This window comes from Methanoculleus sp. UBA303, from assembly GCA_002501655.1.
In the GTDB taxonomy this organism is placed as follows: Archaea; Halobacteriota; Methanomicrobia; order Methanomicrobiales; family Methanoculleaceae; genus Methanoculleus.
On sequence record DANY01000040.1, the window covers coordinates 37,216 to 47,159 of the forward strand.

Annotated in this window: 10 protein-coding genes; 4 read left to right on the top strand and 6 right to left on the bottom strand. The window is 60.0% G+C overall.

Features of this window, described 5'->3' with window-relative positions; genetic code table 11:
• Positions 1–2 precede the first annotated feature (2 nt).
• The 6 genes from BP846_RS09795 to BP846_RS09820 form a co-directional block, all read right to left on the bottom strand.
• On the bottom strand, positions 3–1,967 hold the full coding sequence (locus BP846_RS09795) for a V-type ATP synthase subunit I (protein WP_292394868.1): 1,965 nt from the start codon (positions 1,965–1,967) through the stop codon (positions 3–5).
• Positions 1,954–2,307: an ATPase gene (locus BP846_RS09800; protein ID WP_394339967.1), complete on the bottom strand. Its 354-nt coding sequence runs from the start codon at positions 2,305–2,307 to the stop codon at positions 1,954–1,956. Before BP846_RS09800 ends, BP846_RS09795 begins: the two co-directional genes overlap by 14 nt.
• Before the next feature lie 27 nt (positions 2,308–2,334).
• Positions 2,335–2,871 (bottom strand): alpha/beta hydrolase, encoded by a 537-nt coding sequence (locus tag BP846_RS09805; protein ID WP_292394870.1) that lies wholly within the window; start codon positions 2,869–2,871, stop codon positions 2,335–2,337.
• On the bottom strand, positions 2,855–3,007 hold the full coding sequence (locus BP846_RS09810; protein WP_292394871.1) for a hypothetical protein: 153 nt from the start codon (positions 3,005–3,007) through the stop codon (positions 2,855–2,857). Before BP846_RS09810 ends, BP846_RS09805 begins: the two co-directional genes overlap by 17 nt.
• Before the next feature lie 69 nt (positions 3,008–3,076).
• Positions 3,077–5,014, bottom strand: a complete 1,938-nt coding sequence (locus BP846_RS09815; protein WP_349680777.1) for a type II secretion system F family protein — start codon at positions 5,012–5,014, stop codon at positions 3,077–3,079.
• Complete coding sequence (locus BP846_RS09820; protein WP_292394873.1) at positions 5,014–6,660, bottom strand: type II/IV secretion system ATPase subunit; 1,647 nt, start codon at positions 6,658–6,660, stop codon at positions 5,014–5,016. Before BP846_RS09820 ends, BP846_RS09815 begins: the two co-directional genes overlap by 1 nt.
• A 301-nt stretch (positions 6,661–6,961) precedes the next feature.
• Between BP846_RS09820 and BP846_RS09825 the strand changes: the two genes are divergently transcribed.
• The 4 genes from BP846_RS09825 (at position 6,962) to BP846_RS09840 (ending at position 9,891) form a co-directional block, all read left to right on the top strand.
• Entirely contained in the window at positions 6,962–7,798 is an 837-nt protein-coding gene (locus BP846_RS09825) for an RAD55 family ATPase (RefSeq protein WP_292394875.1), read from the top strand.
• 42 nt (positions 7,799–7,840) lie between these two features.
• The gene (locus BP846_RS09830) at positions 7,841–8,491 is read left to right on the top strand and encodes a KaiC domain-containing protein (RefSeq protein WP_394339969.1); all 651 of its coding nucleotides are present in this window, start codon (positions 7,841–7,843) and stop codon (positions 8,489–8,491) included.
• 369 nt (positions 8,492–8,860) lie between these two features.
• The gene (locus BP846_RS09835) at positions 8,861–9,352 is read left to right on the top strand and encodes an IS630 family transposase (RefSeq protein WP_292394879.1); all 492 of its coding nucleotides are present in this window, start codon (positions 8,861–8,863) and stop codon (positions 9,350–9,352) included.
• Positions 9,349–9,891, top strand: coding sequence for an IS630 family transposase (locus tag BP846_RS09840; RefSeq protein WP_292394881.1), 543 nt, complete (start codon positions 9,349–9,351; stop codon positions 9,889–9,891). Before BP846_RS09835 ends, BP846_RS09840 begins: the two co-directional genes overlap by 4 nt.
• Positions 9,892–9,944: the final 53 nt, after the last annotated feature.

Below are 9,944 nucleotides of genomic sequence, written 5' to 3' on the forward strand. Positions count from 1 at the left end.
TTTTATTCCTCCGTAAACTTTGATTTCATACCGAATGGGTTGTACTTCTTTCCTCCACCTTTGTAGAACTTGGTGAAGAATTCAACATAGTGAAGACGAATCGAGTGCAGACCGCCTCCAAGGAGGCCGAGTGCTGTGTTCAGCGCGTGCCCCATGAAGAGGACGAGAATGCCGAAGATGATGATGATCACGCCGACCGGTGTGATCGCTTCAAGCTGGGGCTGTATCATCATACCGATCGCGATGAAGTTGATCACCATCGCGATAGCGACCGAGGATAAGCCCACAGCCACAAGACGGGCGTACGACAATACGTGGCTGATGATCGACGGGAGTTCGACCAGTTCGAGCGGGTTCTCCTGAGCGATCGCAAGGATGCCTGCCACCAGAAGGACGGCTCCTGCCACGGCGGCAACGTTGAGCCCCATGACGACAACAGGGAGACCCGTCAGGTCGGGCATCAACGGGATGGCGTAGAACGCCCAGATCATGATGATGATCCCCCACATCGTCCCGAGCCACCCGGCATTGGCGATTGCCGCCTTTGTCGCGTGCTTTCCATGGTGGAACTTCCGGGCATTGACCATGCCGAGGATGCGCCCGAGCGTGATGTGCAGGATACCGATCCAGATCGCAAGGACCATGAGCTCGGCTACCTGGGGGCCGTGACCGCCCGCGGCAACCCCTATGTTGAGGTGCCGGGAGAAGATCAGCGCCGGCCATGGGAGCGCAGCCCCGAAGAATTCGCTGTAGAGTATGCCGAATACGATGCTTGAGATGCTTGCGTAACTGAGCACCTTGAGGAGCATTCTCCCCTCGTCACCCTTCAGAAACTTCCGGAGCCCGAGGCTCAGGGCAAGCAGGATCGCTCCGTAACCCACGTCACCGAGGATCAGCCCGAAGAAGATGGGGAACACAATGGCTACCATCAGCGTCGGGTCGATCTCGGAGTACCGGGGCCGCGCGTAGATATCCATGAGCACCTGTGTCGGTGAGGCGAACGACGGGTTCTCATACTCCACCGGGACCCGGGCATCGTCTTCGATATCCAGTTCTCCGATGTATATCCGGCCGTTGGTCGCCTTCTCCAGTGCTTCCCGGATCCTGTCCGCCTGATCGCCAGGCACCCACCCTTCGGTGATGAAGGTCTCCTCTGTGGTAGCAAACCGCAACGGGGCTTCCGCCCGCTCTACGTCAGCCGTGAGTAGTTCATCGCATGCTACCAGGAGGTCAGTGTGCCTATCCCGGACCTCCGCGATCTCTTCGTTGATCGCAGTGAGTTCAGCAGCGGTCCGCTGGATCTCGTCGGCATGGGCCTTCAGGCGGTCAGCCGGAGCCCCTGTCTCCTCCGGGACGGGAATCACCTGGAACCCGGCATCGAGAAGAGTCCGCTCGACCTGCTCGCGGTGCTCGTTCTGCACGACGACGGCGATCATGTTGCCGTCCACCCTGTCGGAAAAATATTTCTCGTGGGGAACGTCAATGGATACGTCGTGCGCGATATGTCCGGTAAAGACAGTAAACCGCGTATACCCACGGTAGAGTTCCAGATCCAGAGGGAGCGCAGTAAACGGCTCGAGTTCTCGCGCGCGCTGCTCGTGCTCCTTCTGCCGCGCCTCCAGTCTCGAACGTGTTGCGACGAGGTCTTCCACCCTCTTCTGGATGGCAGGAAGATCCGTCCGGATCATCTCCCTGACCTTCGGTGCAGGGATCTTCTCTCTGACTTCTACGTTATCGGGGTTAATCCCGCACGCATTCTCTATAGCCCTGACCTTAATGAGCGCCGAGGCGGCATCGCTCGCTCCCGGGAGCGGGTGGCCGATCGATAACGCCTCAAGAGACTCGCTCTCCGGCACAAAGTCTTCGATATGGTAGACGTTGTAGCGGTAGAGTACCCTGATGACGGTATCAATCTCACCCTTCGGGACCGCGATGAGCAGCCGGCGCATCTGTTCAGGCCTTAACATGCAGCTGCTCCTTAAACTGTGAAACAATAAAGTCTACAGCTTTTGCGAGGTTTTTGTTTCCCTGTGCTTTGAGCGTCTCTGCGCGCGCTTCACCCTCCTTGACGATCTCTGTATACCTGTTCTGCGCCTGGGCTCGTGCCTCTGCAAGGCGCTGATTCCTGTAATCCCCGGCATCCTTCTGTGCCTTCTGGACCAGATTATCAGCTTCCTGCTCGGCATCCGAGAGGCTCTTCTTCCTCCCGGCCTGCGCATCACGGATCATTGCCTGGTACTCTTCTTCAGTTTCCCTGATGCTTTTCAGGACATCGGTCTTCATCAAACCCTCCTTCTCACGGCTCATGAATATTTGATGAAAATAAGCATATATTTATTGTTGTTTGTCCGCTGAGTAATTCTCCGGATTCAGATGCCTCACCACCACCCCGGAGGGCAGTTGTTTCATCGTAACACCTCCGGGAATCCCGGCAAGCGAGAGCCCGGAGAGTTCCGCTGATGAGCAGAGCAGGTGCTGCTCGGGGTGGGTCCCACGCCGGATATCGCAGGCGAGGAGGATCTCCGGAGCGACCGAGACGACCATCGATAACCGTCTCGACCCGGGATGGTCTTTTGGAAGGACGACAAGCGGAATATGGTATTGCCGGACCAGCTCGAGCATCATGCGTGCCTGCCCGACCGGGCCGCCTTCCGGCATGGAGACGGCAACCAGGTCGTCGGGGTCGATGGCCTGACAGTACTCGTCGTCCGGGGTCTCGATGCAGAGCGTAAACCGGGAACCGGCTTTCCCCACGAGCAGAAAAGAGCGTTCTCCCTGGATGAGCAGGGGTTCCCCGCCGAGGGAAACGGTCATCCCATCCGGCCCGGCGGAGGGTCTCCCGGACGCGCCGTCTTCAGACTTCTTCGACATCTTCCGACTGGCAGCTCGGGCACATGGGCCGCTTTCCGATACCCTTGAATCGCTCGCCGCACTCTTTGCAGCGGTAACTCTTGCCCTTCACCCGCTCATTGAACTCTATATCGACAGGTCCACCGACTGTACACATATGCCATCACCAGGAGAGAGATGGGGGGCGGAGGATATAAAATTCTATCGTGGCCACCCCGGGCGGGGCCTACAGAACGACGGTGAAGACCACGAACGCGATGATGACCATCACGGCTGCGTGTTTGACTCCCGCCCGGAGCGACCCTTCCCCCATCTCCCCGGCAATCAGGCCCGAGAAGAATGCCTGGATGAGACACGCATGGAAGAGGAGACGCTCGAACGTGGCGATGGAGGTGCTCCCGAACGACATCCCGCCGGGCATGCTGCCGGGCGTGAGCGTATCGACCCCGGCCAGCACGGAGAGGAACTGGGTATCGATGACAGCCACGACGAAGATGAAGACGATGAAGACCAGGTAGACGATGGTAGTGTAGATGAACATCTCGGCCCGCCTCTCGCGCTTGAGAGTCTCCGCGATCGCGGCGTCGCGGGCTGCTATATCCAGGACTTCGCCGATATCCCCGGTCATCCGGCTCGCCGTCGTGATCAGGGTGACCGCCCGCGCGATGGTGGGGGTGCGTATCCGCTCCTCGAACCGTACAAGCGCGTCCTGGACGCTCGCGCCCCACTCGATGTCGCGCTTGACCTTTTTGATCTCGTAGGAGAGCACCCCGAGGTCCGCCTTCACCACGATCGTGATCGCCTGCGCAAGTGTGAGGCCCACCTGGTTTATCCCGGAGAGGCGGTTGAGGAACTCGGGGATTGCCGCCTCGAGTCCCATCACCGTCTTCTGCCAGGACCAGTGGAAGATACCGAAGGGAAGGAGAAGGATCAGCAGCGCAACGATCAGGTGGTCGTCGAGAACGTCGATAAGCACCTCGACGTCGGTGTAGGCCGGGGTCGCGAGGAAGGCGAGGAGGACGTAGGCAAGCGCGACCGGTACCGTCACGTAGAATGTCCGGTTCGGCTCGACGAGGAACGCCTGGAGGGGATGGCGCAGGAAGGCCCGGATATTCCGGACCCGGTCGTAGTGCTGCAACTGCTCGACAAGCGGTTCGTCGCCGGTCCGCTCTTCGACCCGGACGTCGCCGAACTCGTTAAGCCATCGCAGCTCGGTATGCCGCTCGATCCCCTCGGTCTTGAGCGAGACCGCGTCAAGAAAGAGGATGAAGAAGAGCGACCCGACCGGGATCAGGAGGTAGATGACGACCGCGAGCTGTGCAACCGGCGTGCTGCTCATAAAACCCATGACGACCATGACGATGATGATGAAGAGCGGGCCGGCGACAAAAAGCGTCACGTAGGCTTCGGCCACGAGCTGGAGCGTGGAGAGGAATATCTTCTGCTCGAACCGGGCCTCCTCCTGGTAGGTGCGCACCCGGGTCTCGAGGAAGGCGAGCACGTCTCCCCCGCTCTCGACCACGGAGACGAGATCCTGGACGAACTCACGCAGTTTCTCCGACGGGGTCGTCTCCTGCAGGTGCCGGAGCGCCGTGATCACGTCGTAGCCGAAGTAGTCGGCGTCCCGGACGACGCGCCGGAACTCGTGGGCCGCTTCGCCGTAGACCGCCGAACTCCCGCTGATCGCCCGGAAGATCGCCATCATCTCGGCCCCGCCCTGGCGCATGGCATACATGTAGGCGACGGCGTGGTGGAGCAGCAGGTTGATCCGGGTCGCCCGGTTCTTCTTTGCAAGGGACGGGTACTGCAGGAAGAAGACGGCGGCCGCATAGGCGGTAAGGGCGAAGACAACCGCGCTCGCGAGGGCCTGCAGGACGCCGATCACGGGGTCCGCCGGCATGAACGCCGGCAGCCGGATGGCAAACACGTTGTAGATCCTGATGCTCACCTGCGGGAGAACTGCAAACCGCATCACGAGGAATGCTATAACTGCCCAGAAAGCACCGAAGAGGCCGGAAATGAGGAATGTCCGCAGGAGATAGCGGTCGAGGGTGACCCCCAGGTTCGCCGCAACGAGGTCTTCATGGAGGCTCCGGTAGCGCATGGGGTCGCGCTCCACCCACCAACGGACGAGGCGGCGACCCCATGTGCAGGCGGGCATCATCACCGGATCAACCTGCCGAGGTCGTCAAGGGAGGCGAGCACCCGGTCACGGTCGATCGTGAAAGCCTGGACGATCCGGGCAACCGCCCTGTAGTCCCTGATACCCTGTTCGTGCATCGCAAGGAGGACGGAACGCCGGATCCGCAGCTCTTCGTCGAGCCGGGTCCGGCTCCAGCCGCGGTACTCCATGATCTCGCCGAGGATCCTGGATCGCCCAGAATAAGAGAAGGTGTCGGGCACGGCGTTGTACTCGTAGACCGTGTTCACCTGGAGGCTGCCGGTGACGGGGTCGATCCCGGCGAGCTCGACGATCTCCCGGCACCTTCTCACGCGGTCGCGCCCCCGGTGGGTGAGGGCCTGGACGGATATGACGTCGAGCGCCTGGAGCATATTTCTCGGCACGTTGAGCGGTTCGTTCTCCAGGCGGTGGATCGCCGCGTCGACGCCGCCGGCGTGCATGGTGGAGAACGTCGTATGCCCGGTGCTCATCGCCTGAAAGAGGGTCTGGGCTTCGCTTCCTCTGACCTCGCCGACCAGGATGTACTCGGGGCGCTGCCGCATCGCGGCCTTGAGGAGATCGAACATACCGATGGTGGCGCCGAGCCCCTCGGATACCGTGTCGCGCGTGACGTTCGCGACCCAGTTCTCGTGGTAGAGCGTGATCTCCCGGGTATCCTCGATGGAGACGACCTTTGCAAGCGGCGGGATGAAGAGGGCGACCGCGTTGAGCGACGTGGTCTTTCCTGACGCGGTGCCGCCGACGAAGAGCAGGCTTTTGTTGTTCTCGATCGCCATCCAGAAGTAGACGAGCTGGTTGACGTCGAAGGTGTTGGCCTCTATCAGTTCGACCGGCGTAAACGGCGCTTCGCGGAACTTCCGGATCGTGAACGATGTGCCATGGGTTGTGATTTCGTTGCCGAAGGTGAGCTGCAGCCGTGAGCCGTCGGGGAGGGTCGCGTCCACGAGCGGGCTCCCGATGGAGACGTGTTTGCCCGAGCGCTGGGCGAGGGTGATCGCGAGCGAATTCAGGGTCAATTCGTCAAAGAGGATGTTCGTCTTGATGTTCTGGTGCTGCCGGTGATAGAGGAAGAGCGGAATCCGGGTGCCGTCACAGGATATATCCTCGATCCGGGGGTCTTTCATCAGCGCATCGATGCGTGACCAGCCGAGAAAGTTGCGCTCGAGGTAGTAGCGGAGTTTGAAGGTCGTTGTGTCGTCGAGGGGGAGGCCGTACTCGACGAGCAGTACCTGTGCCTTCCTGGAGAGGACCACCCGGGGGTCGGCGATGATATCGTGGTCGTCGAGGATCAGGACGTCGCGGAGGTCGTCGAAGAGCCGTTCCAGGAGTTCGTACTCGAACTCCGAGAGCACCGGCTCGAAGAGGAGGTATTCGGCCTGATTCGTCTGCGTGTTCCGGGCTATCACGGCGAGCGAGAGGCCCTCGACGATCCAGTAGCGGTCAAGCTCCTCGTAGGGCAACGAGACTGCCGCCTCCACAAGGGGGGCGTGCACCGCGGGGTCATACTCGCCCACGGCCTGGCCGCCGTTCCGGAAGAAGCAGGCCCGGTCCAGGAGCCGGGCCAGGCCGGACCTCTTCCGGGTGGAGGAGGGCTCAGGAGTCGCCGGAGATTCTCGCTCCGGTGTCATCGCGGCACCCACAGGAGAGGTGCATCGGTATACGCCTTCTTGATCACCGGGTCCCTGACTGTTGCCTGCATGGTTGCTGTGACCTACGTCGTTGTCCATATCGGGTCCCTGCCGCCTTCCACCCGGGTTCTGGGGGCGGACGAACAGCGCACGGGAGGCTGTGTGAGACTATACGTGGTGTGGAGCAGCACCCATATAAATCTGCTTTTTTTGCAGGGACGTTTCGGGTGGCCGTAATTTTCTCTCAGACCACACAGGACCAGAACGCTTTAATCGTTCTCCTCATATACATGGAATATCTATGCACGACCGCCTCCGACAACGGATGCCGACGGGCATCGCCTCGCTCGACCCCGTGCTGGACGGCGGCGTCCCGGCGGGATCGGTGGTGCTGCTCCTCGGGGAGCACGGTGCCGGCAACGTCGAGTTTGTGCAGACCTCGATCATGCATCTTTCCCTGCTGAGACGGAGCGGGACGGCCGGCGAGCACCTTCTGCTCCCGGGCGGGATCGTGTACGTGACGCTCACCCGGATGCGAGAGGATATCCTCAAGGAGATGGCCCTCTCGTTCAACCCGGATTTCTATAATCAACTCGGGGAGGAGATCGTCTTCCATGACCTCTCGGAGCTCTACTTCGACGCAAGTATCGTTCCCCCGGACTGGTACGGGGAGGGGAGTGCCATCGAACGTCTACGGAAGAAGCAGCGCAGGGAAGACGGCAATATCCTTGCAGAACTCGCCCGGGTGCTCGGCGGATGCCCGGAGAACAGCCTGATTGTCCTTGATTCACTGACCGGGATCACTCCGTCGCTTACGAGGGGTCCCGAGTGGCATGAATTCATCGCCTTCCTGCGGGGGCTGCAGCAGGTGGCAAAACGCCGGAACATCACGATCTATCTCCTGCTCACCTCCGGCATCCTGGACCGGTCGCGGGAACTCGAGATCGCCGACTGTGTCGACGCCACACTCCTCTTCCGCTGGGAGGAGACCGGCGCACAGCGCCGGCAGCGGGTTATGTACTTCGAGAAGTTCCGGGGCGTGATGCCCCGCCTCGAGGATAAGGATCTCGTGAAGTTCGCGGTGAAGATCTCCGCGGCGGAAGGGTTTGAGGTGCGCAACATCAGGATGGTGATATAAACGGCAAACCGGGTGAAGTTCGGCGTTGTGGGCCTGGATGCGATGCTCTCGGGAGGGGTTCTTGAGAAGAGCGTCTGCGCGATCGTCGGCACCTACGGCACCGGGAAGACGATGTTTGCCCTCCAGTTCGCGTACGAGGGGCTCTCGCGGGGCGAGAAGGTAATCTACATCAGCCTCGATGAGCGGGAGGAACTCCTCCGCGCCACTATTGCCCAGAAAGGGTGGGATACGGAGAGGTTCGGTGATCGGTTCTATCTGCTCAGGCTGGACCCGACCGACTTCAACCTTGCTATCAGCAGCATCAAGAGCGAGCTTCCCGCCCTCATCAGGAGCACCGGGGCCTCAAGGGTGATCATCGACCCGATATCGCTCTTCGAGGGGCTTTTCGTGGACGAGGCCGTCCGACGGCAGGAGATGTTCCGGTTCGTCGAGGTGATGCGGGACGAGGCCTGCACGCTCGTGCTGACGAGCGAGACCGATGCAGCGAACCCGGACGGGAGCAGGTACGGCCTTGCGGAGTACCTGGCGGATACAGTGGTCCTCCTCCGCTACATCCGGTCTCCCGGCCTCACCGAGGTGCACCTGGCCCTTGAGGTCGTGAAGATGCGCCGGTCAGCCCATTCCCGGGAGATCAAGCCGTTTGAGATCCACGAGGACGAGATCACGGTCTACTCGGAGGCGAGTCTGTTTTAGTGCATCGATTTTCAATAACCAGTACAGTGAACTACCACGCCCTTTAGGGCGGGATAGTTCACAGGAACCGGCAAGCAATGTTCATATTACCGATTAGAATTCCTCTGAGGATTATCCTTCTGTGGTTATCGCAGAAAAAATGCCCATCATCTGTCGGGCTGACCGTCGACGTACCCAACCTTCCTGGAACACGGGGGAGGGAGCGGGTGATCCCCGCCGACCCCCCCTGCAGGGCCCGGCAGACTCGTTGGTCACCAGTATCTGAGTGACCGGCGCCGCCCGGTGCAAAAACATTAACATTCATGCAGTTTGAATTGAATCTATAGTTCCTGGCGATACCCTCTTGAACCTTGAACCCCCCCTGCCCGCATGACTGGCCGTGAACAGATCGCGATTGTCCGACACGTTTCCCTGTCCACTTTGACGAAACGGATCAAGCATCACCAAGGCTTGCCTGAAGTGGTCCCGCGCCTGGTGTTTATTCAGTTGCGGTATATGGGCATGAGTGTCGTCAAAGCGGCCGAGTCTATCGGTGTTTCCGGTCAAACGGGCTACAACTGGCAAGAACGCTGGAATGCTGATGGGTTGGAGGGACTGGCTCCGCGGTATGCCGGTGGTCGCCCCGCCAAACTCACTGCCGACCAGAAGGCCGCACTGCTCGAGCGGTTGCGCGAAAACGATCATTGGACGACCGTCGAGGCACAGCAGCTGATTCAGTCTCAATTCGGTGTCACCTACAGTCTGGATCAGGTCCGGCGGATCCTGAAGTCATTTGGCATGCATTTTGGCAAACCCTACCCGCGGGATTACCGCAGACCGGGGGATGCAGAGGCGCAGTTCAAAAAAAACTTCCGCGGATGAGCAAGCATACGGTGCTTGGGTTCCTGGATGAGTGCTCTCCACAAACCACGGCCAATACCCGGCGGATGTGGTCGTTCGACCGCACCCCGCTGGTGAAGAACACCACAAAGATCCGGGCCAATACCTTCGCCATTCTCGCCGTCAATGGCACCTCCATCGCCACGTTTCGGGAACGCTCCAAGCAAGAAGATATCCGGGAGGTATTGAGAGAGTACAAGCGAGCAAACCCCAGTAAACGACTTGTTATCGTCCTTGATAACTTCAGCTCACATCATGCGATTCTTGTCAGGCAGTACGCCGCCGGCAACAATAGCCGTCTTGCATATCTGCCGCCATATTCTCCGGATCTCAATCCCATCGAGCAGATCTGGCGAGCGATCAAGCGGGAGGTCTCAGCGACATTCATCAGGGATGACGAACACCTTACAGCCACGATTATAGCGGCATTTGAGAGACTGGCAGGGAAAAGAACCTATTGGGAGAAATGGGTGGTGAAATTCTTGATTCCAAAGTATGCTTCAAAGATGTTGGCCCAGTGACTATATACGCATCTTCAACCGACTTCAGAGTCTGCTGAGCAGCGTCACTGTGC

Bases quoted from the DNA above. Each gene is read 5' to 3' on its own strand.
- BP846_RS09825 (WP_292394875.1), top strand. From the start codon at position 6,962: ATGCACGACCGCCTCCGACAACGGATGCCGACGGGCATCGCCTCGCTC.
- BP846_RS09820 (WP_292394873.1), bottom strand. From the start codon at position 6,660: ATGACACCGGAGCGAGAATCTCCGGCGACTCCTGAGCCCTCCTCCACC.
- BP846_RS09810 (WP_292394871.1), bottom strand. From the start codon at position 3,007: ATGTGTACAGTCGGTGGACCTGTCGATATAGAGTTCAATGAGCGGGTG.
- BP846_RS09840 (WP_292394881.1), top strand. From the start codon at position 9,349: ATGAGCAAGCATACGGTGCTTGGGTTCCTGGATGAGTGCTCTCCACAA.
- BP846_RS09830 (WP_394339969.1), top strand. From the start codon at position 7,841: ATGCTCTCGGGAGGGGTTCTTGAGAAGAGCGTCTGCGCGATCGTCGGC.
- BP846_RS09795 (WP_292394868.1), bottom strand. From the start codon at position 1,967: ATGTTAAGGCCTGAACAGATGCGCCGGCTGCTCATCGCGGTCCCGAAG.
- BP846_RS09835 (WP_292394879.1), top strand. From the start codon at position 8,861: ATGACTGGCCGTGAACAGATCGCGATTGTCCGACACGTTTCCCTGTCC.
- BP846_RS09815 (WP_349680777.1), bottom strand. From the start codon at position 5,014: ATGATGCCCGCCTGCACATGGGGTCGCCGCCTCGTCCGTTGGTGGGTG.
- BP846_RS09805 (WP_292394870.1), bottom strand. From the start codon at position 2,871: ATGTCGAAGAAGTCTGAAGACGGCGCGTCCGGGAGACCCTCCGCCGGG.
- BP846_RS09800 (WP_394339967.1), bottom strand. From the start codon at position 2,307: ATGAGCCGTGAGAAGGAGGGTTTGATGAAGACCGATGTCCTGAAAAGC.